Below are 20,381 nucleotides of genomic sequence, written 5' to 3' on the forward strand. Positions count from 1 at the left end.
TGCAATCTCCGCGCTCGCCGTGCCGATGCTGTCGCTGGCCTGGCGCACCTGCGTCACAGCCGCCTGAAGCGACACCTGCATGGACTGCAACGAGGTCAACATGGCGGCGGTTTCGTCGCGCCCATCAGTGTCCACATGGCGGGTCAGATCACCTTGGGCAATGGCGCTGGCCAGTTCGCGCGCCTGGTCCAGTGGGGCACAGATGCTGCGCATGTTGAGCCAGACGAATGGCACTAGCAGTGCCGCCACGGCCACCAGCACGCCCAGGCTGATCATGGTGGCCTGCTGGACGCCCTGCTCTCGCGCGGCGCGCGCTTCGGCGGCATCGGTATCCAGCACCTGCGCCAGCGCCTGCAACGCCGCCTCGATCAGGCGCATCTGTTCCTTGGCCTGTCCCAGCATCTTGTCGGCCGTGTGGCTGTTGTCGTAGGCACCGTCCTCTACCTGCAACACGATCTGTTTGGTGGCGGCTTCATACGCCTCCAGCCTGGTGAGCGCCTCTTTGAGCGGTGGGGCCGCCTTCTCGCCGGCGCCGTCCAGCAGAACGCCCAGTTGCTTCTGCACCGCAGCCACCGCGGCTGTCCACCGATCCCGGTGCTGGTTGAGCGTGATGCGGTCGTCGTAGTAGATGACCATGTCCTTTTCCGCCCGATTGATGTCCCCGACCTTTCGGTTGATCTCACTGAGCTGGTGAGACAAATGCAGCGAGCGGTTGATGAACTCGTCGGTGCGCTGGCTTTGCAGTTGCAGGGACAGGACCCCGGCCGCGGCCACAAGGCACACCAGAGTCAGTGCGATCACAAGCAGGGCAACCATGCGTGTGCGGATTCGCCATTGGCGCAGGGCCTTGATGATCAGTCCCATGTGGTGTCCCCGTTTGATTCACTGCCCGTCCGAACAGAGCTGTATGCGTCGCAAGGAGCAGCTCCACCTTCCCCACTCCGACAATGCCTCTGTGTGGTGGAAGCACGCCAAGATGGCAATGGGTTTCTGGAATATCGGACACCCTGGCACGGACTGAAGGCCGAATGAGCACAGCCAAACCCGGCCATTCCTGCGCAGGCAGCGGGAACGCCAACAAAAAAAGCCTGCTACCAAAAAAGTAGCAGGCTTTCTATGTCCTCAGAGAGAGGATTTTGGTAGGACGTGGCAGGCTCGAACTGCCGACCAACGGATTAAAAGTCCGCTGCTCTACCAACTGAGCTAACGTCCCATCAAATCGAACGGTGACCCTGACTTCAGCCAGGAACTTCACATACCAAATAAACTGGTGGGGCGTGAGTGACTCGAACACTCGACCTACGGATTAAGAGTCCGCTGCTCTACCAACTGAGCTAACGCCCCGCACACATTCCGTTGTCTTACGAATCGGATAGCGCGAAGCCTCAAATTATAGCGTCATTTCAGGCCGTTTCGAAAGCATGCCCAGTTTGTTTGATGCGCAATCTGCGAGAGCGTTGAGCACGCTCCCCGCCGAACACAGCCCGAAGCTTGCCGTCACGCTGACCACCGACCCGTAACCATGGCAGTTGAGCGATCCATCGGATGACGAAAGATTGCACGACGCATCGGGCGGCGCCACGGCCTCGCGGCTGAACACACAGCTCACACCCATGCGACGGGTGCGTGGCGCGCCGTGTGCCCTGCGCAGCCTGTACCGCAACTGGGCTAGCAGCGGGTCGTGGGTGACCTCGGCCAAGTCTCCAACCTCGACGGCCTGCGGCTTGCGTTTGCCCCCCGCTGCGCCCACGGACACAAAGTTGGCCCCGCACGCCATGGCCCACGCCGCCATGGCCGTTTTGGCACGCACCTGATCACAGGCATCGATGACTGCGACCGGTCCTGCATGCTCCAGCAGCCTAGCGCCGAGCACAGGCCAGTTTTCCTCCGTCACGAAGTCGTCGACTGTCTCGACCACGCATGCAGGGTTGATCTGCGCAATCCGCTCGCGCATGGCCGCGACCTTGGCCATGCCCAAGGTGTCGGTCAGCGCATGGATCTGTCTATTGATATTGGACTCGGCCACATGGTCCATGTCGACCAGCGTCAGGCGCCCCACGCCGCTGCGCGCGAGGCCTTCCACGGCCCAGGACCCCACCCCCCCAATGCCCACCACCATCACATGCGCGTCAAACACCGCTTGTGCGCCCTGAACGCCGTAGAGGCGGCGCATGCCGCCGAAGCGCCTGTCGAAATCTGCGTTCATTCGCGTTCAAGCAGCCAGATCTGGAAACGGAAGCCCAGTACAGCCCCGATCATGATGCCGGTCACTGCAATGGCACTGGTCAGGCTCAGCGTGGACAGACCCGACAGTCCCTGGCCGACCGTGCAACCCATGGCGGTCACGCCGCCCACACCCATGCAGGCGGCTCCAGCAAGGTGCAACGCCGTGTCCTGGGTGTCGCGAAATCCCTCCCAGCGAAAGCTGCGAGACAGCAGCGACTGAACGAACGAGCCAACGACCACGCCGACCACCGTCACCACGCCCAGTGTCAGCACCTTGGAGGTGTCACTGTAGAAAATGAGCCAATCCAGCAGGTAGGCCATCGGCGCCGTGAAGGTCAGCGATTCCATGCGCCCGCTGTTTGTCGCGAGATACACCGATTCCAGCGTCTCGGGATGCTCTGGCACAAAGCCAAGGTGGCCACTGATCCACCACATCCATGCGATCACCGCGCCCAGCCCGACACCGGCCAGCAATCCGTCCGGCGTGCGGAAGTCCTTCCCTAGCAGCGCCCAGAACATCAGCGCGCCCCCCACCAGCAGCGCGGCAACCAGACCGGATACGTCGGGAGCAAAACCGAAAAACTGCGTCAACCACATGGGCACACTCCCGCCAGCAGCAATGTCCACGGCGACCTTGTCAACCGTATTCACGCGCAGCACGGCAAAAACTCCGCGCAGGGTGGCGAACGCAAAAAAGCCCATGACGAAGAACACCACCAGCGACTTCAGGCTGCCCGCTCCGATGCGCACCAGCGTCTTGCTGCCGCAGCCGGAGGCCAGCACCATGCCGAAGCCGAACAGCAGGCCGCCCACGAGCGCGGACAGCCAGATGATGCGCCCGGAGCTGTAGATGGTCTTGCCGGTGTCGATCCAGCCCAGCCAGCCCATGCCGTAGAAGCCGATCATGGCCACACCCACCGCCATGCCCCACATCCGCATGCGGGTCCAGGACCCCATGTTGACGATGTCGCTCACCGCCCCCATGGTGCAGAACTGCGTCCGCTGGGCGATGAAGCCGAAAAGACAAGAGGCCGCGAATGCGGCCCAGAGAACAGTGGTTTGAAGAGTTTGAATGCCGGCGAGGTCCATCCGGCGATTGTAGAAGCGGCCCTCCACCCCAGGCGGGGTGGAGGCTTCTGGCAGGATCAGCGCAGACGCGACAGACGCTCGCGGCCCGCTGCAGCTGCTTCGGACTGGGGATAGGTCCGGACCAGGGTCTCCAGCGTGCGCTTGGCCGACTTGCTGTCCTTGAGTTCAACCTGGCTGTTGGCCATCGCGAGCATGGCTTCAGGGGTGCGCATGTGGGTCGGGTACTGACTCACCAGACGCCGGTGGCTGTCAATCGACTCCTTGTATGCACGGGTGGCGTACAAGGCATTGCCCTGCCAGTACAGGGCAGAAGGGATGTAACCACTGCCGGGGAAACGCCGCAGGAAGGCCGAGTAGGCGGAGGCGGCTCCGGCGAAGTCCGACTTGCGCAGCAGTTCCATGGCTGCGTCGTATTCGCGCTGCTCCTCTGGTGACGCAGAGAACTCCGCGCCGTCGACCGACACCTTGCTGGGCTCAACCTGTTTCAGACGCGCATCAACACCCGCCTGGACATCCTTCTGCAAGCGCTGCAGCTCGGACACCTCGCGAGCCAGTTGCTCGTTCTGGCCACGCAGACGGGCAATCTCAGACCTGAGCTGTTCGTTCTGGTTGGAGAGCTCCAGCAGGCTCCGCTGGCCGGCCGAGCCCGCATCGCGCGACTCTGCTGCCATGCGATTGAGCTTTGCATCGATTTCCAGCTTGTAAGCGTCAAATTTCTGCCGAAGGTCCAGGATCGCCTTGCGCGCCTCATCGTCGTCGAACAAGGCATGGGCCTGCGGCGGCCACAGGCAAGCGCCAACCAGCGCCATGGCAGCTGCGACTCGAACAGACAGGACAGCAGATGTGCGCACGGTCATGTCAGCGGTAGGTCATTTCCACGCGGCGATTCTTGGCATAGGACGTCTCGTCCATGCCCATCGCGGCGGGCTTCTCTTCCCCGAAGCTCACCGGCTCCATCTGGGACTCGCTCACACCCAGCAGCGCCAGCGAACGGCGAACGGCCTCTGCGCGCTTCTGGCCCAGCGCCAGGTTGTACTCACGGCCACCGCGCTCGTCGGTATGACCTTCTAGCGCCACCTTGCGGTTCGGGTTGGCCTTGAGATAGCGGGCGTTGGCTTCCAGAGCCGCGGTGTATTCGGCACGAATCTCGAAGCTGTCGTAGTCGAAATAGACGATGCGGGAGAGCGCAGCAGGCTGCTCAGAGTCCATGCCAGGAACCTGCACCCCGGTGACGCCACGCGGATCGACGCCGGAACCGGTGCCATCCTGACCGGCCTGGCCAGTGGTGGTGTTGCGGTCTTCGACCGGCGCTTCATCCAGCTTCACGCTGGAGCCGCAGGCCGCGAGCGATGCCACCAGGATCAAGGCGCCGAGCCGGGAGGCCCATTGGGAAGTTTTGCGTTGCGCAGCCGGGGTCGAGGTGTTGTTCATTGACAGGTCCCTTTCTGAATCGGGTTGGTTGGTTTTGAAAAGAGGCAAGGCACCAAAGCGGCAGGGGTCAGCGGACGAACGGACCCCACTCGGGCTCTCGGATGTCGCCCTGGGCACCGGTCAGCCGCGTCTTGACACGACCGTCGACGGTCGACGTCATCAGAGCCTCTTGGCCTCGATCACGGGTGGCGTACACGATGAGTCGGCTGTTGGGTGCAAAACTGGGGCTTTCGTCTGCGCTCGCATCGCTCAGCGCAGTGACATTGCCACTGGACAGCTCCATGACGTGCAGGCGGAATGCCCCGCCCACGCGGGAGATGAAGGCCAGCCAGCGCCCGTCGGGGCTGGGTGCCGGAGAAATGTTGTAGTTGCCGGTGAAGGTCAGGCGCTGAGGGTTTTCGCCGCCGGCACCCATGCGGTAGATCTGGGGCGAGCCACCACGGTCGCTCACGAAGAAGATCGAGCGACCATCGGCACTGAACACTGGCTCGGTGTCGATGCTGCCCGACTGGGTTAGCCGGCGCGGCTGGCCGCCATTGGCGTCCATGGCATACACCTGCGCATTGCCCGAGAGAGACAGTGTGGCCACGACCTGGCGACCATCCGGCGACCAGGAGGGCGCGCTGTTGGAGCCGCGGAAGTTGGCCAGCAGGCGCCTTTTTCCGGTGGCTACATCGTGCGAGTAGATGACGGGTTTGCGCGATTCGAACGACACATAGGCCAGTTGCCCACCACCGGGCGCCCAGCTCGGGGAAATGATCGGTTCAGGACTGCTCAGTGTGGCCTTCGCGTTTTCACCATCGGAGTCGGCCACCAGCAGGGTGTAGCGCGGACCGTTCTTGGTCACGTACGCGATGCGGGTGGCGAACACCCCTTTTTCACCCGTGAGCTTCTCGTACACGTAGTCGGCGATACGGTGCGCCGCGTAACGCAGATCGCTGGCGTTGACCGGGTAGCTGAGCCCTCCAAGGTCCTGTCCGCGAACCGAATCCCAGAGCCGGAAGCGGATGTCGAAGCGTCCATCGGCAAGCTTGGACACGCTGCCGGTCAGCAGAGCGTCCGTGCCTTTCTCGCGCCAGGCAGCCAGATCGGGTCTCGAGGTCTCGTCCAGACGGACCGGCAGCGGCTCGATGAACTTGAACTGCCCACTGCGCTCGAGGTCGGCCCGGACAATCGCGATCATGTCCTGATTGGCCAGACCGTTGTCGCGGAAAGCCACGCCAGAAATCGGAATCTGGGTCACACCAGCGCCGGAGACTTCGACGCGAAATTGCGCCAGAGCGTTTTGGAGGGGAAGTGCCGCCAGCGGGAGGACGGCGGCTTGGGACAACAGATGCCGCCGCGTGGGCAGCCATTCGGGTCGATTCAAATCCAGCATGCGTCGGGTGTTGGTGTCAGCGACAGAAAGCGCTGCCGTCGGATAATACCGGAAGCGCATTCCCCGACCGTGACAAGATGTGCCATATCCTTGCTGCACGCGGGCCCGGAGCCCTCTCGCCGAGCCTCACGAACCACCGACCGCCGCCTTGACCTCGCCCTCCACCCCTGCTGCACCACCCTCCGCCACCATCCGCGAGCGCCTGGTGAGGTTCTGGCCTTACTTCCGCTCGGCGTCGGCGGGCATCGTGCTGGCGGTGATCTGCACCATCATCGGAGCACTCACCGAGCCGATGATTCCCGCGCTACTCAAGACGCTGCTGGACAGTGGCTTCTCTGAAGGAAACATCGACCTCTGGATGGTCCCTGTGGCTCTGGTGGGACTGTTCGGCATCCGCGGGCTGGCCGGCTTCCTCGCGCAGTACGCACTGTCCTACACCGCCAGCCTGGGCCTGCTCAATCTTCGACGCGCCATGTTTGCCAAGCTCAACGACGCGCAGCTGACGCTGTTCGCCCGCCAGAGCGCCAGCAAGCTCTCCAACACACTGGTCTACGAAGTGCAGACAGGCTCAACCCTGCTGGTCAACGCACTGCTGACCCTGGCCAAGGACAGCCTCACACTGCTGGCGTTGTTGGGCTATCTCATGTATCTGAACTGGAAGCTCACCCTCATCGTGCTCTTCCTGTTCCCGGCGCTGGTGGTGGTGATGCGGGTGCTCTCGCGCCGCCTCTACAGCCTCACCAAATCCAGCCAACAAGCCACCGACGAGCTGGCCTATGTGGTCGAGGAGAATGCCCTCGCCCACCGCATGGTCCGTCTGCACGGCGCGCAGGAGCGTCAGTCCGAGCGCTTCGAGTCGCTGAGCGTGCGCCTGCGGCGGCTGGCGCTGAAGTCGACCATCGCGCAGGCGGCCATGACACCGCTCACGCAGATGCTGGCGGCAGTGGCCCTGTCGGCGGTGATCGCCGTGGCCTTGTGGCAGAGCAGCCGCAGCGGCGTCACTGTCGGCAATTTTGTGGCCTTCGTCACGGCCATGCTGATGCTGGTGGCGCCTATCCGGCACCTGGCCGAGATCGCCGGCCCCATCACCAGGGGCCTGGCGGCCCTGGAGCGCGGACTGGAGCTGATCGAGGACACACCCGAACAGTCCAGCGGCACCCACCAGGCCGAGCGCGTCCAGGGCGCCATCGAGCTGAAGGACGTCTGGGTGCGCTACCCGTCGCGGGAAGACGAAAACACCAGCGACGACGAGGTCAACCGCACGGCGCTGTGCGGCGTGTCGCTGCAGGTGCAGCCGGGTGAGGTGCTGGCGCTGGTGGGCCCTTCCGGTTCTGGCAAGACCACGCTCGCCAACCTGCTGCCCCGTTTTGTCGAGGTGCTGCACGGCGACGTGCTGCTCGACGGTGTGGTCCTGACGGATTGGGACCTGCACTGCCTGCGCAGGCAGTTCGCGATGGTCAGCCAGGACGTGATCATGCTCAACGACACGCTCGCCGCCAACGTGGCGCTGGGGGCCGCGGAAGGTGCCATCGACGAGGAGAAGGTGCTCGCCGCCCTGCATTCGGCCAACCTGGGCGAACTGGTTGCAAGGCTTCCGAGGGGCATCCACAGCAGCGTCGGACACAACGCCGCCGAGCTGTCGGGCGGACAGCGCCAGCGCCTGGCGATTGCCCGGGCGATCTACAAGGATGCGCCGGTCCTGATCCTCGACGAAGCCACCTCGGCGCTGGACAACGAGTCCGAGCGGCTGGTGCAGGAAGCGCTGGCCCGCCTCATGAAAGGCCGCACGACGCTGGTGATCGCCCACCGGCTCTCGACCATCGAGCACGCCGACCGCGTGGTCGTGCTGGCCAACGGCCGCATCGAGGAGCAAGGCACCCACCAGGTGCTGCTGCGCGCGGGCGGCCTCTACGCACGTCTGCACGCCCAGGGCTTCTCACCGGAGCCCGAGGCGGCGTGAACCAGGACTCAGAGCAGGACGATGTCGTACTGCTCCTGGGTCATCGAACTCTCGGCCTGCAGAGAGATGGGCTTGCCGATGAAGTCCGAAAGACCCGCCAGGTGCTGCCCCTCCTCGTCCAGAAAAAGCTCGATCACCCGGGGTGAAGCCACCACCCGGAACTCGCGTGGGCTGAAGGCACGCGCCTCGCGCAGGATTTCGCGCAGGATGTCGTAGCAGACGCTGCGCGCAGTTTTCACCACACCCTTGCCATCGCAGGACGGGCACGGCTCGCTGAGCATGTGGGCCAGGGACTCGCGGGTGCGCTTGCGGGTCATCTCCACCAGGCCGAGCTGCGAAAAGCCGCCGGTCATGGTCTTGACGCGGTCTCGCGACAACTGTTTGCGGAACTCGGTCAGCACGGCGTCGCGGTGGTCTTCGCGCACCATGTCGATGAAGTCCACGATGACGATGCCGCCCAGATTGCGCAGCCGCAGCTGGCGCGCGATGGCCTGCGCGGCCTCCAGATTGGTGCGGAAGACGGTGTCGTCGAAATTCCGGGCCCCGACGAACCCGCCCGTGTTCACGTCGACCGTGGTCAGCGCTTCGGTCTGGTCGATCACCAGATAACCACCAGACTTGAGGTCGACCCGGCGACTGAGCGCGCGCGTTATCTCCTCGTCGATGTTGAACAGGTCGAAGATCGGTCGCTCGCCGGTGTAGAGCTGCAGCTTGCTGGCGGTGTCGGGCATGAATTCCGCGGCGAAGGACTGCAGCAGCCCGAACTGCTCGCGGGAATCGATGCGGATCGAGTGCGTCTGCGCGCCCACCAGGTCGCGCAACACCCGCTGCATCAGGTTGAGGTCCACATGCAGCACGGTGGCCGCAGGCTGGCGCGAAGCCGCATCCTTGATGCGCTGCCAGGTCTTGCGCAGGTAGGCAATGTCTTCGCCCAGTTCTTCGTCGCTGGCGTCCTCGGCGTTGGTGCGCAGGATGAAGCCACCGGCCGCACTGCCGTCGGGCATGGCCGTCAGTGTCAGCAGGCGCTGGCGCAGCGACTCGCGCTGAGCCGAGGGAATCTTCTGCGACACGCCGATGTGGTTGTCCTGCGGCAGAAACACCAGCAGCCGGCCAGCGATGCTGATCTGCGCGGTCAGGCGGGCGCCCTTGGTGCCAATCGGGTCCTTCAGGACCTGGACCATCAGCGCCTGTCCTTCAAAGATCTGCCGCTCGATCGGTTGCACCGGGTCAGGGGTCAGCACGCGGTTGGCGCCGCCGTTGGGAGCCTCGGACCCCGGCTGGGCGGCGGCACGCTCGCGCGGCGCCGCGTGCTTGGCGTTGATGTTGGGCATCAGGTCAGCGACGTGCAGGAAGGCCGCACGGTCCAGGCCAATGTCGATGAAAGCCGATTGCATGCCCGGCAGCACGCGGGACACCTTGCCCAGGTAGATGTTCCCCACGAGGCCGCGCTCCAGCGTGCGTTCGAGGTGCACTTCCTGCACCGCGCCCTGCTCCACCACCGCCACGCGGGTTTCCTGGGGTGCCCAGTTGATCAGGATGTCCTGGCTCATCGATGCCTCGTGATTGTGTTCAGGGTTCAGCAGGCCAGCCGCACGCCAGCAGCCCGCAGGAGTTGCGCGGTTTCATGGGCCGGCAAACCCATGATGCCCGAGTAACTGCCGCTGATGTGCCGGATGTGCAGGGCCGCCGCGCCCTGGATGGCATAGGCACCTGCCTTGCCCATGGGCTCGCCGCTGTCCACGTAGCGCCGGATGTCCGCGCCGCTCCACGGGTCGAACTCGACCCGCGAGGTGGACAGCACCGCCCACTGGCGGCCCGGACCCCGGACCCCGGGTCGCGCCACCGCCACCGCCGTCAGCACGCGATGGCGACGGCCGGACAGATCGGACAGCATGCGCCGGGCCTCGGCGGCGTCGGCAGGCTTGCCCAGAATGCGGCGCCCGAGCGCCACGGTGGTGTCTGCGCACAGCACCGGCGCCAGCGGCCATCCCCTGCGCCGAAGCCGGTCAACGGACGCCTCCAGCTTCAGAGCGGTGACCCGCTGCACGTAGGCGGCAGGCGCCTCGCCGGGTTTCACCGCCTCCAGGGCCTCGATATCCTCGTCGGCATCGGGCAACAGCAGCTCGCAGCTCACACCCCACTGTTCAAGCAACTGCTTGCGGCGGGGGCTCTGGGAAGCCAGGTAGATGAAGTCACTCACGGTGGATCATTCCCGGTGGTAAGGGTGGTTGGCGTTGATCGACCATGCGCGATAGAGCTGCTCGATCAGCAGCACCCGGACCATGGCATGGGGCAACGTCATGTCCGACAGGCGGATGCGCTGGTGGGCCGCTTCGCGAAACGCGGGTTCGAGGCCGTCCGGCCCACCGATCACCAGCGCCACATCGTCGCCACCGAGCTGCCAGGCCTTGAGCTGCTGGGCCAACGCCTTGGTGGTCAGCTGCGCCCCACGCTCGTCGAGCACCACCACGCGGCAGCCCTTGGGCAGCGCGGCCACGATGCGCTCACGCTCGGCAGCCATGATGGTTTCCACCGTCTTGGCGCCACGCGGCTCGGTTTTTACGGTCTTGAGTTCCACCCGGAGTTCGGGCGGAAAGCGTTTGGCGTAGTCGTCGTAGGCGGTCTGGGCCCAGTCGGGCATGCGCTGCCCGACCGCGACGATCACCAGCTTCATGCCTTCTTCTTGGGCGCGGCCTTTTTCGCGGCGGCGGGTTTCTTCGCCGCCGGCTTGGGCTTGTTCACGACCAGCTTGGGCAGCACCGCTTTGGGTTGGGCCGTCTTGGCCGAGCCAGCGGTCTTGCGTGTCGCCTTGGCCGCGGGTGTCTTGACGGCTGCAGTCTTGGCTGTGGCCTTCTTGGCAGGCGCTTTCGCGGGTGCCGCCGCAGCAGCGGCCGCCTTGGCCTGCTTGCGGGCCACGGACTTGGCGTCCACCGGCTTGACCTCTTTCTCGACGCCCTTGCGGGTGGTCTTGCCCGCCGGCTTGGCGGCCGCGCGCGCCTCGGCGGCCTTCTCGGCAGCACTCTTGAGTCGTACCGGCTTCTGGCCCCAGATCTCTTCGAGGCGGTAGTACTGCCGGATCACCGGTTGCATCACATGGGCGACCGCCTGACCGCAGTCGATGATGATCCACTCACCGTTGTCCTCGCCCTCGATGCGGGGTTTGTCGAAGCCGGCCTCCCGCACAGCGTCGCGAACGCTGGACGCAAGCGCCTTGGTCTGCCGGTTGGAGGTGCCGCTGGCGATGATCACGCGTTCGAACAGCGGGGACAGCGTTTCGGTATTGAAGACCACGATGTCCTGGCCCTTGACGTCCTCCAGACCGTCGACGATGGCACGCTGGAGTTTCTGGATGTCTTTTTTGGCGGTGGTTTCGCTGGTCATGAAGGCTGTTGGTAAAGGGAATGGGTGGAAATATAGCCGGCGACGGCTTCGGGCACCAGCGCGGCCAGTTCCTGGGGCGCCGCGCCGGCAGACGCCATCGAGCGGAGGGCGGTGGAGCTGATGGGCGAAAGCGGCAACGGAAGCCGAAGGTGGGGCACGGGCGGGTCGTTGCTGACATCACCAGATACGCGGGTCGCAGGAGACGGGAAGCCGGGACGTCCCGCCACCACCAGCCGCGCCAGGTCAAGCACCTCTGGCCAGCGCTTCCAGGTCCTGAAGGCGGCCAGCTGGTCTTCGCCGATGATCAGGAACAGCTCGGCACCCGGATATTCACGCGCCAGTTCGTTCAGGGTGTCGATGGTGTACGAGTCGCCCGGGCGATCGATTTCGCGGCGGTCCACGCACACGCGCCCCAGGTCGCCAAAGGCCAGCTCACACATGGCCAGCCGGTGCTCCGCCGGGCTGAGCGCGCGCGCCTTGTGCCAGGCACGCCCGGTGGGCAGGATGTGCAGGCGGTCGAGCCGCAGCACATCCAGCGCAGACTCCACCAACAGTCGGTGCGCACGGTGCGGCGGATCGAATGCGCCGCCGAACAGGCCGACCCTTCGTACGGGCACCGTCCGGTCGTTCGACCGCCCAGAAGACATCAAACCCAGTCCTTGCGCACCAGGAAGTCGCTGTAGAGCTGTGCCTCGTGGGAGCCGGGCGCTTCCTGGCGCTGGTAGGACCAGCTCACCAGGGGGGGCATGGACAACAGGATGGACTCGCTGCGCCCGCCAGATTGCAAGCCGAAGTGGGTGCCACGGTCCCAGACCAGGTTGAATTCCACATAGCGGCCACGGCGGTAGAGCTGGAACTCCCGCTCACGCTCACCAGAAGGAAGCGTCTTGCGACGGTCCACGATGGGCAGGTAAGCGTCCAGGAAGGCATCGCCCACCGATCGCATCATGGCGAAACTGCCCTCGAAGCCCAGCTCCGAGAAGTCGTCGAAGAACACGCCACCGATGCCACGCTGCTCGTCGCGGTGCTTCAGGTAGAAGTACTCGTCGCACCACTTTTTGAAGCGAGGGTATTTGTCGACACCAAACGGGTCCAGCGCGGCCTTGCAGGTGCGGTGGAAGTGTTCGGCGTCCTCCTCGAAACCGTAGTACGGCGTCAGGTCCATGCCCCCGCCGAACCAGCACACCGGTTGCCCGCCCTTCGGCGTGGCAGCGATCATGCGAACGTTCATGTGGACGGTCGGCACCATGGGGTTGCGCGGGTGAAACACCAGCGAGACGCCCATGGCCTCGAAAGGCGCCCCCGAGAGTTCCGGCCGGTGCTGGGTGGCCGATGGCGGCAAGGCGGGCCCTGTGACATGGGAGAACCCGCACCCCGCCCGCTCAAACACCGGGCCGTTTTCGAGGATCTGCGTGATCCCGCTGCCCTGCAGGCGCTCGCCCGCCGGCTTTTTCCAGCGGTCCACCACAAAGGAGCCACCGTCGACCACGGCGATGGTGGACGTGATGCGGTCCTGGAGGTTGACGAGGTGGTCGCGGACCCTCTGGGTGGGATTTTTCATGGTCAGAGCGCCCGATAACCGATGTCGCGGCGGCACTGCATGCCGTCGAAGCGGATGCCATCGACCACGCCGTAGGCCTTCTGCTGCGCGGCGGCCACCGTGTCGGCCAGCGCCGTCACGCACAGCACGCGGCCGCCCGAGACCACCACCTGACCGTTGGCATCGGCCGTTCCGGCGTGAAACACCATGCGGTCGGCCTCGTCGGCTGGCAGGCCACTGATGGCGTCGCCCTTGCGCGGGTTCATGGGGTAACCGGCGGCGGCCAGCACCACGCCCAGCGCCACGCGCGGGTCCCAGTCCAGCGTCACCTGGTCCAGCTCGGCGCGGGTGGCCGAGAGCAGCACCTGGGCCAGGTTGGAACGCAGCCGCATCATGATCGGCTGGGTCTCCGGGTCGCCCATGCGGCAGTTGAATTCGAGCGTCTTCACACGGCCATCGGGCGTGATCATCAGGCCGGCGTACAGGAAACCGGTGTAAGGAATGCCGTCGGCCGCCATCCCACGCAGCGTGGGCAGGATCACCTCGTCCATGGCGCGCTGGTGCACCGCGGGCGTCACCACCGGCGCAGGCGAATAGGCGCCCATACCGCCGGTGTTCGGACCCTGGTCGGCGTCCAGCAGGCGCTTGTGGTCCTGGCTGGTGGCCAGCGCCAGCGCGTTCACTCCGTCACACAGCACGATGAAGCTGGCCTCTTCGCCTTCGAGGAACTCCTCAATCACCACGCGAGCGCCGCCTTCGTTGTGCGCCACGCCCAACTTGTTGTCCAGCAGCATGAAGTCGATGGCCTCGTGCGCTTCGACCAGCGACATCGCCACCACCACGCCCTTGCCCGCTGCCAGCCCGTCGGCCTTGATCACGATGGGCGCGCCCTTGGCGTCCACATAGGCATGGGCCTGCGCCGCGTCGGTGAAGGTCTGGTACTCGGCCGTGGGAATGCCATGGCGCTGCATGAAGGCCTTGCTGAAGGCCTTGGAGCTTTCGAGTTGCGCGGCCTTCTGCGTCGGACCGAAGATGGCCAGACCATGGGCACGGAACTCGTCCACCACACCGGCCGCCAGCGGCGCCTCGGGGCCGACCACGGTCAGGCCGATGCCGTTGGCCTGCGCCCATTCGCGCAGCGCCACCTTGTCGGTGATGGGCAGGTTCGTCAGCTGCACATCGCGCGCGGTGCCCGCATTGCCCGGTGCGACAAACACCTGCTCCACGCCTTCAGACTGCTTGAGTTTCCACGCCAGCGCGTGCTCGCGGCCACCGCCGCCAATCACCAGGACTTTCATTCGTTGATCTCGGCGTTGTGGAACACGTCCTGCACATCGTCCAGGTCTTCGATGACATCCAGCAGCTTCTGCATGCGGGCGGCGTCGTCGCCGGTCAGCTCGATGGTGTTTTCGGGCCGCATGGTCACCTCGGCCACTTCGGGCTTGAGGCCAGCCGCTTCCAGCGCGTTCTTCACCGCTTCGAAGTCGGTGTAGGCGGTCAGCACCTCGATGGCGCCATCGTCGTCGGTGATCACGTCTTCGGCCCCGGCTTCCAGCGCCACTTCCATGACCTTGTCTTCGCTCGTGCCGGGCGCAAAGATGATCTGACCGCAGTGCTTGAACTGAAAGGCCACCGAACCTTCGGTGCCCAGGTTGCCACCGTACTTGCTGAACGCGTGGCGGATCTCGGCCACGGTGCGCACCTTGTTGTCGGTCATGGTGTCGACGATGATGGCGGCGCCACCGATGCCGTAGCCCTCGTAGCGGATCTCTTCCAGCGCCTGGCCTTCGAGGTTGCCCGAAGCCTTGTCGACGTTGTACTTGATGCGGTCGGCCGGCATGTTGGCCGCCTTGGCCTTGTCAATCGCCAGCCGCAGGCGCGGGTTCATGGCCGGGTCGCCACCGCCCGTGCGGGCTGCGACCGTGATCTCTCGGATCACGCGCGTCCAGATCTTTCCCCGCTTCTCATCCTGCCGGCCCTTGCGGTGTTGAATGTTGGCCCATTTGCTGTGTCCAGCCACGAGAGAGTCCTTTTTTCTGACCAGAATTTGGTGTAATAACTCTCGATTTTACGACCCACCCTCTCCTCTCTCTGCAAGGATGCCCGACATGGCCGAACCGATGCTGATCGCCCAGAACGCCAGTACACAGTGCCACCTGCTGCCCGGTCTGGCCAACCGCCACGGGCTGATCACCGGCGCCACCGGTACCGGCAAGACGGTGACACTGCAGACCCTGGCCGAACAGTTCTCCAACATCGGCGTGCCGGTGTTCATGGCCGACGTCAAGGGCGACCTCACCGGCATCAGCCAGACCGGCAACCTGCCCGACAAAGTCCGCAAGATCCTGGCCGACCGGGGCCTCACCCCCACCCCACCCCAGGCCTGCCCCACCACGCTGTGGGACGTGTTCGGCGAGCAGGGCCATCCGGTGCGGGCCACCGTGTCCGACATGGGCCCACTGCTGCTCTCGCGCATGCTGGACCTCAACGAAACCCAGGCCGGCGTTCTCAACCTGGTGTTCAAGATCGCGGACGACAACGGCCTGCTGCTGCTGGACATGAAAGACCTGCGCGCCATGCTCCAGCATGTGGGAGACAACGCCAAGCAGTTCACCACCGAGTACGGCAACATCAGCGCCGCCAGCATCGGCGCCATCCAGCGCGGCTTGCTGCAGATCGAGCAGCAAGGCGGCGACAAGTTCTTTGGCGAGCCCATGCTCGACATCAGCGACTTCATGCAGACCGTGGGTGGCAAGGGCGTGATCAACGTGCTGACCGCCGACAAGCTGCTGAACGCGCCGCGCCTGTACGCCACCTTCCTGCTGTGGATGCTGTCGGAGCTGTTCGAGAGCCTGCCCGAGATCGGCGACCCCGAGAAACCCAAGCTGGTGTTCTTCTTCGACGAAGCCCACCTGCTGTTCGACGAAGCGCCCAAGATCCTGGTCGAGCGCATCGAACTGGTGGTGCGCCTGGTGCGTTCCAAAGGCGTCGGCGTGTATTTCGTGACGCAGAACCCGCTGGACATCCCGGATTCCGTGCTCGGGCAGTTGGGCAACCGCGTGCAGCACGCCCTGCGCGCCTTCACCCCACGCGACCAGAAGGCCGTCAAGGCGACCGCCGAGACCATGCGCCCAAAGGCCGGACTGGACATCGAAGCCGCCATCACCGAGCTGGCGGTGGGCGAGGCGCTGGTCAGCCTGCTCGACAGCAAAGGACGCCCGAGCGAGACCGAGCGCGTGTTCGTGCTGCCCCCGGGCAGCCAGCTCGGGCCCATCACCCCCGAACAGCGCAAAGCGCTGCTCCAGGGTTCGCTGGTGGCCGGCGTGTACGAAAAGGTGGTGGACCGCGAAAGCGCCTACGAGATGTTCCGCAAGCATGCGGGTGCCGCAGACGATGCCGACGCCGCACCGCAAGATGCACCCAAGACCCCTCGCATCCCCGGCGCTGCAGGCAAGAAAGCCGAGGCGGAAAGCGGCGGCATCGGCGGCATGCTGAACGAAGCCCTGTTTGGCCGCACCGGCCCGCGTGGTGGACAGTACGACGGCATCGTCCAGACCATGGCCAAGACCGCCGCCCGCAGCGTGGCCAGCGGCATCGGTCGCCAGATCGTGCGCGGCGTGCTGGGCAGTCTGCTCGGCGGCAAGCGCTGAACCTTCAAACCATTCGCCAAGGACCTTACATATGCCCCAGCGCTTTTTAGCTCATGCCTGCCTGGTCGGCCTCAGTGCCCTGTTGAGCGCCTGCGGCGGCGGCGACAGTGGCGACGACGCCGGAGGTGGTGGCAGCTCGGCCGAGAAGGTGGCCAGCTGTGGCCTCAGTGGCGGCCCGTTGCGCATCATGCCTCTGGGCGACTCCATCACCGAGGGCGAAGCCGGCCACAACAGCTACCGCAGGGTGCTGTGGCAGCGCCTGAACGGCGCGGGATGCTCAGTCAATCTGGTCGGCAGCAAGTCTGGCGTGTCCAGGGGTTCGCGCGACAGCGGTTCGGTGAATCCGCCCAACTCCGACTTCGACCTCGACCACGAGGGCTACTGGGACTATTCGGTCAACGAGCTCGCGCCCCGGGTGGGCGGGCTGGTGGCCCAGGCACAGCCCGATGTCGTTCTGGTGCATCTGGGCACCAACGACGTGCTCGCAGGCCAGTCGGCCAGTGGCATCGCCGCCGAGCTCGGCGGCGTCATCGACGCGATCCGCGCAGGCAAGCCGGACGCCCACATCCTGCTGGCCAAAATCATCCCGGCGGCACCCGCCCCCTCCGGCACCGCAGCCCTCAACCGCCTGATCGACGGCGTCGCGTCCGGCCGGTCCAGCGCCACATCGCCGATCGCGGTGGTCAACCAGGCCAGTGGTTATTCCACCGGCGACAACTACGACGGCGTCCATCCCAATGTCAGCGGGGAGTCCAAGCTGGGCAACCGCTGGGCGGACGCCGTGCTCGCCTGGCGGACTCAGTGATCGGCGGGTCTTCGGCTCGCTGCGCCCAAAAAGAAACCCGGCATTGCCGGGTTTCTTTTTGAACATGCCGGCGGCGATCAGCCCGCTGTGGCCTCTTCGGGCTTGGCCTTGCCTTCCTTCTTGGGCAGCGGCTGGATGTCGAGTTTGACCTCCTGCGTTTCCTTGCCGTCCTCGCCGACCTTGGACTCCAGGTCCACCGTCAGGCGCCCGCCCTCGGTCAGACGTCCGAACAGCAGCTCGTCGGCCAGCGCGCGGCGAATGGTGTCCTGGATCAGGCGCTGCATCGGACGCGCCCCCATCAACGGGTCGAAACCCTTCTTGGCCAGGTGCTTGCGCAGCGTGTCGGTGAAGGTGACCTCCACTTTCTTCTCGGCCAGTTGGCCTTCCAGCTGCAGCAGGAACTTGTCCACCACGCGCATGATGATCTGCTCATCCAGCGCCTTGAAGCTGACGATGGCGTCCAGCCGGTTGCGGAACTCCGGCGTGAACAGGCGTTTGATATCGCCCATTTCGTCGCCGGCCACACGCGGGTTCGTGAAGCCGATGGTCGCCTTGTTCATGGTCTCGGCGCCCGCATTGGTCGTCATGATGATGATGACGTTGCGGAAGTCGGCCTTGCGCCCGTTGTTGTCCGTCAGCGTGCCATGGTCCATCACCTGCAGCAGCACGTTGAAGATGTCGGGGTGCGCCTTCTCGATCTCGTCCAACAGCAGCACGCAATGCGGCTTCTTGGTGATGGCCTCGGTCAGCAGACCGCCCTGGTCGAAACCGACATAGCCCGGAGGCGCGCCGATCAGGCGGCTGACCGCGTGCCGCTCCATGTACTCCGACATGTCGAAGCGGATCAGGTCGATGCCCATGATGTAGGCCAGCTGCTTGGCGGCTTCGGTCTTGCCGACGCCGGTGGGGCCGCTGAACAGGAAGGCGCCAATCGGCTTGTCGGCCTTGCCCAGCCCTGAACGGGCCATCTTGACGCTGGCGGCCAGCACCTCCAGCGCCTTGTCCTGGCCGAACACCACGCTCTTGAGGTCGCGCTCCAAGGTCTGCAGCTTGCCTCGGTCATCATTGGACACGTTCGCAGGCGGAATGCGCGCGATCTTGGCCACGATTTCCTCGATCTCGGCCTTGCCGATGGTCTTCTTCCGCTTGGAAGGCGTGAGGATGCGCTGCGCCGCACCGGCCTCGTCGATCACGTCGATGGCCTTGTCCGGCAGATGGCGGTCGTTGATGTACTTGGCCGAGAGCTCTGCGGCGGCCTGAAGGGCGGCCACCGCGTACTTGACGCTGTGGTGCTCCTCGAAACGGCTCTTGAGCCCCTTCAGGATATCCACCGTCTGCTCCACCGTCGGTTCGACCACATCCACCTTCTGGAAGCGGCGGGACAGCGCCGCGTCCTTCTCGAAGATGCCGCGGTACTCGGTGAAGGTGGTGGCGCCGATGCACTTGAGCTGGCCGCTGGACAGCGCCGGTTTGAGCAGGTTCGAGGCGTCCAGCGTCCCGCCCGAAGCCGCACCGGCCCCGATGAGCGTGTGGATCTCGTCAATGAACAGGATGGCGTTGGGCTTGTCCTTGAGCGACTTCAGGACAGCCTTGAGGCGCTGTTCGAAATCACCCCGGTATTTGGTGCCCGCCAGCAAAGCGCCCATGTCGAGCGAATACACCGTGGCCTCGGCCAAGATGTCGGGCACATCATTCTGCGTGATGCGCCAAGCCAGGCCTTCGGCGATCGCGGTCTTGCCCACGCCAGCCTCACCGACCAGCAGCGGGTTGTTCTTGCGGCGGCGGCAGAGGATCTGGATCGTGCGCTCGACCTCGTACTCGCGGCCAATCAACGGGTCGATCTTTCCTTCCTTGGCCGCCTGGTTGAGGTTCTGGGTGAACTGCTCCAGCGGTGACTGTTTTTCGTTGCTCTTGGCCTCGGCGCCCTGCTCCTCGTTGTCCGCAGCACTTTCGCCAGGCTTGGACGACTCGGGAGGATCGCTCTTGCGGATACCGTGGGCGATGAAGTTCACCACGTCCAGGCGCGTCACGCCCTGCTGGTGCAGGTAGTACACGGCATGCGAATCCTTCTCGCCGAAGATAGCCACCAGCACGTTGGCGCCGGTCACCTCTTTCTTGCCATTGCCGGTGGACTGCACGTGCATGATCGCGCGCTGGATCACCCGCTGGAATCCCAGCGTCGGCTGCGTATCGACCTCGTCGGTGCCAGCGACCTGGGGCGTGTTGTCCTTGATGAAGTTCGTCAGGGACTTGCGCAGGTCGTCGATATTGGCCGAGCAGGCACGCAGCACCTCGGCTGCGCTGGGGTTGTCCAGCAGCGCCAAGAGCAGGTGCTCAACCGTGATGAATTCGTGTCGTTGCTGGCGAGCCTCAACGAAGGCCATATGCAAGCTGACTTCAAGTTCCTGGGCAATCATGGACGCTTCCTTTGGGCTGGTGAGAATCTGAAACGCAAGCGTTCGGGTAGAGGTTTACAGGGAAGAGACCATCAGTTGGGGTAGACCCGCCTTTATTCAACCGGTTCACTCAGACATTGCAGCGGGTGACCAGCGGCTCGGGATGCCGCCAGCACCTGATCGACCTTGGTGCTGGCCACGTCCCGGGTGTAGATGCCGCAGATGCCTTTGCCCTCCAGGTGGATCTTGAGCATGATCTGGGTGGCCGTCTCCCGGTCCTTGCTGAAAAACTCCTGGATCACGTGCACGACAAACTCCATGGGCGTGAAGTCGTCGTTGAGCAACACGACCTGAAACATCTGTGGTGGCTTGGTGCGCTGGGTGCGCCGCTCAAGCACCACCGAGTCATCGCTGCCGACGCCTGTCGGAGCGGCTGGAACTGGGGGCTTCTTCGGTATCTGCGTGGCCATGAAAATGATTCTAGCGGCCAGCCGACTCGCAAGTCGGGCTGTGGACATGTCCAGG

19 protein-coding genes and 2 tRNA genes are annotated in these 20,381 nt (G+C 64.9%); 3 read left to right on the forward strand and 18 right to left on the reverse strand.

Annotated elements, in window-relative coordinates; translation table 11 throughout:
- The 8 genes from HPS01S_RS02870 to tolB all read right to left on the reverse strand — a co-directional run.
- Positions 1-864, reverse strand: an 864-nt coding sequence (locus HPS01S_RS02870) for an MCP four helix bundle domain-containing protein (protein ID WP_157576055.1), incomplete at its 3' end; no start/stop codon positions are given.
- A 273-nt stretch (positions 865-1,137) separates the two neighbouring features.
- A tRNA-Lys gene (locus HPS01S_RS02875) sits at positions 1,138-1,213 on the reverse strand.
- 55 nt (positions 1,214-1,268) lie between these two features.
- Positions 1,269-1,344: transfer RNA gene (locus tag HPS01S_RS02880), tRNA-Lys, on the reverse strand.
- Between the two features lie 46 nt (positions 1,345-1,390).
- A complete protein-coding gene (locus HPS01S_RS02885) occupies positions 1,391-2,206 on the reverse strand; it encodes a tRNA threonylcarbamoyladenosine dehydratase (RefSeq protein WP_066150986.1) in 816 nt (271 codons plus the stop codon).
- Entirely contained in the window at positions 2,203-3,315 is a 1,113-nt protein-coding gene (locus HPS01S_RS02890) for a YeeE/YedE family protein (protein WP_066150989.1), read from the reverse strand. Before HPS01S_RS02890 ends, HPS01S_RS02885 begins: the two co-directional genes overlap by 4 nt.
- 56 nt (positions 3,316-3,371) lie before the next feature.
- Positions 3,372-4,124: a tol-pal system protein YbgF gene (gene ybgF, locus HPS01S_RS02895; protein ID WP_255284142.1), complete on the reverse strand. Its 753-nt coding sequence runs from the start codon at positions 4,122-4,124 to the stop codon at positions 3,372-3,374.
- A gap of 49 nt (positions 4,125-4,173) precedes the next feature.
- Complete coding sequence (pal, locus tag HPS01S_RS02900; RefSeq protein WP_079365802.1) at positions 4,174-4,746, reverse strand: peptidoglycan-associated lipoprotein Pal; 573 nt, start codon at positions 4,744-4,746, stop codon at positions 4,174-4,176.
- A gap of 67 nt (positions 4,747-4,813) precedes the next feature.
- On the reverse strand, positions 4,814-6,124 hold the full coding sequence (tolB, locus tag HPS01S_RS02905; RefSeq protein WP_143434266.1) for a Tol-Pal system beta propeller repeat protein TolB: 1,311 nt from the start codon (positions 6,122-6,124) through the stop codon (positions 4,814-4,816).
- Between the two features lie 148 nt (positions 6,125-6,272).
- Between tolB and msbA the strand changes: the two genes are divergently transcribed.
- Positions 6,273-8,084, forward strand: a complete 1,812-nt coding sequence (gene msbA / locus HPS01S_RS02910) for a lipid A export permease/ATP-binding protein MsbA (protein WP_066150995.1) — start codon at positions 6,273-6,275, stop codon at positions 8,082-8,084.
- A gap of 8 nt (positions 8,085-8,092) precedes the next feature.
- Here the strand turns inward: msbA and rng are convergent, their stop codons facing one another.
- The 8 genes from rng to HPS01S_RS02950 are packed head-to-tail and all read right to left on the reverse strand — an operon-like array spanning position 8,093 to position 15,025.
- Positions 8,093-9,634, reverse strand: a complete 1,542-nt coding sequence (rng, locus tag HPS01S_RS02915) for a ribonuclease G (RefSeq protein ID WP_066150998.1) — start codon at positions 9,632-9,634, stop codon at positions 8,093-8,095.
- A gap of 26 nt (positions 9,635-9,660) precedes the next feature.
- On the reverse strand, positions 9,661-10,284 hold the full coding sequence (locus HPS01S_RS02920; protein ID WP_066151001.1) for a Maf family protein: 624 nt from the start codon (positions 10,282-10,284) through the stop codon (positions 9,661-9,663).
- A 6-nt stretch (positions 10,285-10,290) separates the two neighbouring features.
- Positions 10,291-10,758 (reverse strand): 23S rRNA (pseudouridine(1915)-N(3))-methyltransferase RlmH, encoded by a 468-nt coding sequence (gene rlmH / locus HPS01S_RS02925; RefSeq protein ID WP_066151004.1) that lies wholly within the window; start codon positions 10,756-10,758, stop codon positions 10,291-10,293.
- A complete protein-coding gene (gene rsfS / locus HPS01S_RS02930) occupies positions 10,755-11,465 on the reverse strand; it encodes a ribosome silencing factor (RefSeq protein ID WP_066151008.1) in 711 nt (236 codons plus the stop codon). The genes rlmH and rsfS overlap by 4 nt, the downstream gene beginning before the upstream one ends.
- The gene (gene nadD / locus HPS01S_RS02935; RefSeq protein ID WP_066151011.1) at positions 11,462-12,112 is read right to left on the reverse strand and encodes a nicotinate (nicotinamide) nucleotide adenylyltransferase; all 651 of its coding nucleotides are present in this window, start codon (positions 12,110-12,112) and stop codon (positions 11,462-11,464) included. The genes rsfS and nadD overlap by 4 nt, the downstream gene beginning before the upstream one ends.
- Positions 12,112-13,026: an oxygen-dependent coproporphyrinogen oxidase gene (gene hemF / locus HPS01S_RS02940; RefSeq protein ID WP_066151013.1), complete on the reverse strand. Its 915-nt coding sequence runs from the start codon at positions 13,024-13,026 to the stop codon at positions 12,112-12,114. Before hemF ends, nadD begins: the two co-directional genes overlap by 1 nt.
- A 2-nt stretch (positions 13,027-13,028) precedes the next feature.
- Positions 13,029-14,303, reverse strand: coding sequence for a phosphoribosylamine--glycine ligase (gene purD, locus HPS01S_RS02945; protein WP_066151016.1), 1,275 nt, complete (start codon positions 14,301-14,303; stop codon positions 13,029-13,031).
- Positions 14,300-15,025 carry a YebC/PmpR family DNA-binding transcriptional regulator gene (locus HPS01S_RS02950; RefSeq protein ID WP_066151019.1) on the reverse strand — a complete coding sequence of 242 codons (726 nt, stop codon included), beginning with the start codon at positions 15,023-15,025 and terminating at the stop codon, positions 14,300-14,302. Before HPS01S_RS02950 ends, purD begins: the two co-directional genes overlap by 4 nt.
- A gap of 88 nt (positions 15,026-15,113) precedes the next feature.
- On the opposite strand from HPS01S_RS02950, the gene HPS01S_RS02955 reads away from it, so the two are divergent.
- Positions 15,114-16,655, forward strand: a complete 1,542-nt coding sequence (locus HPS01S_RS02955; protein WP_066151774.1) for a helicase HerA-like C-terminal domain-containing protein — start codon at positions 15,114-15,116, stop codon at positions 16,653-16,655.
- A gap of 31 nt (positions 16,656-16,686) precedes the next feature.
- The gene (locus HPS01S_RS02960; protein ID WP_066151022.1) at positions 16,687-17,460 is read left to right on the forward strand and encodes an SGNH/GDSL hydrolase family protein; all 774 of its coding nucleotides are present in this window, start codon (positions 16,687-16,689) and stop codon (positions 17,458-17,460) included.
- 77 nt (positions 17,461-17,537) lie between these two features.
- Here the strand turns inward: HPS01S_RS02960 and clpA are convergent, their stop codons facing one another.
- Together clpA and clpS are read right to left on the reverse strand one after the other, a co-directional pair.
- Entirely contained in the window at positions 17,538-19,877 is a 2,340-nt protein-coding gene (clpA, locus tag HPS01S_RS02965; protein ID WP_066151025.1) for an ATP-dependent Clp protease ATP-binding subunit ClpA, read from the reverse strand.
- Positions 19,878-19,969: 92 nt separating this feature from the next.
- Entirely contained in the window at positions 19,970-20,326 is a 357-nt protein-coding gene (gene clpS / locus HPS01S_RS02970; RefSeq protein WP_133156860.1) for an ATP-dependent Clp protease adapter ClpS, read from the reverse strand.
- Positions 20,327-20,381 lie beyond the last annotated feature (55 nt).

Source organism: Hydrogenophaga pseudoflava NBRC 102511, from assembly GCF_001592285.1.
Lineage (GTDB): Bacteria > Pseudomonadota > Gammaproteobacteria > Burkholderiales > Burkholderiaceae_C > Hydrogenophaga > Hydrogenophaga pseudoflava.

Excerpts from the sequence above, each read along its gene's own strand:
- HPS01S_RS02960 (WP_066151022.1), top strand. The coding sequence starts at position 16,687 with ATGCCCCAGCGCTTTTTAGCTCATGCCTGCCTGGTCGGCCTCAGTGCC.
- nadD (WP_066151011.1), bottom strand. The coding sequence starts at position 12,112 with ATGTCTTCTGGGCGGTCGAACGACCGGACGGTGCCCGTACGAAGGGTC.
- ybgF (WP_255284142.1), bottom strand. The coding sequence starts at position 4,124 with ATGGCGCTGGTTGGCGCTTGCCTGTGGCCGCCGCAGGCCCATGCCTTG.
- rlmH (WP_066151004.1), bottom strand. The coding sequence starts at position 10,758 with ATGAAGCTGGTGATCGTCGCGGTCGGGCAGCGCATGCCCGACTGGGCC.
- HPS01S_RS02955 (WP_066151774.1), top strand. The coding sequence starts at position 15,114 with ATGGCCGAACCGATGCTGATCGCCCAGAACGCCAGTACACAGTGCCAC.
- pal (WP_079365802.1), bottom strand. The coding sequence starts at position 4,746 with ATGAACAACACCTCGACCCCGGCTGCGCAACGCAAAACTTCCCAATGG.
- clpS (WP_133156860.1), bottom strand. The coding sequence starts at position 20,326 with ATGGCCACGCAGATACCGAAGAAGCCCCCAGTTCCAGCCGCTCCGACA.
- purD (WP_066151016.1), bottom strand. The coding sequence starts at position 14,303 with ATGAAAGTCCTGGTGATTGGCGGCGGTGGCCGCGAGCACGCGCTGGCG.
- hemF (WP_066151013.1), bottom strand. The coding sequence starts at position 13,026 with ATGAAAAATCCCACCCAGAGGGTCCGCGACCACCTCGTCAACCTCCAG.
- HPS01S_RS02890 (WP_066150989.1), bottom strand. The coding sequence starts at position 3,315 with ATGGACCTCGCCGGCATTCAAACTCTTCAAACCACTGTTCTCTGGGCC.
- tolB (WP_143434266.1), bottom strand. The coding sequence starts at position 6,124 with ATGCTGGATTTGAATCGACCCGAATGGCTGCCCACGCGGCGGCATCTG.
- rng (WP_066150998.1), bottom strand. The coding sequence starts at position 9,634 with ATGAGCCAGGACATCCTGATCAACTGGGCACCCCAGGAAACCCGCGTG.
- HPS01S_RS02885 (WP_066150986.1), bottom strand. The coding sequence starts at position 2,206 with ATGAACGCAGATTTCGACAGGCGCTTCGGCGGCATGCGCCGCCTCTAC.
- rsfS (WP_066151008.1), bottom strand. The coding sequence starts at position 11,465 with ATGACCAGCGAAACCACCGCCAAAAAAGACATCCAGAAACTCCAGCGT.
- clpA (WP_066151025.1), bottom strand. The coding sequence starts at position 19,877 with ATGATTGCCCAGGAACTTGAAGTCAGCTTGCATATGGCCTTCGTTGAG.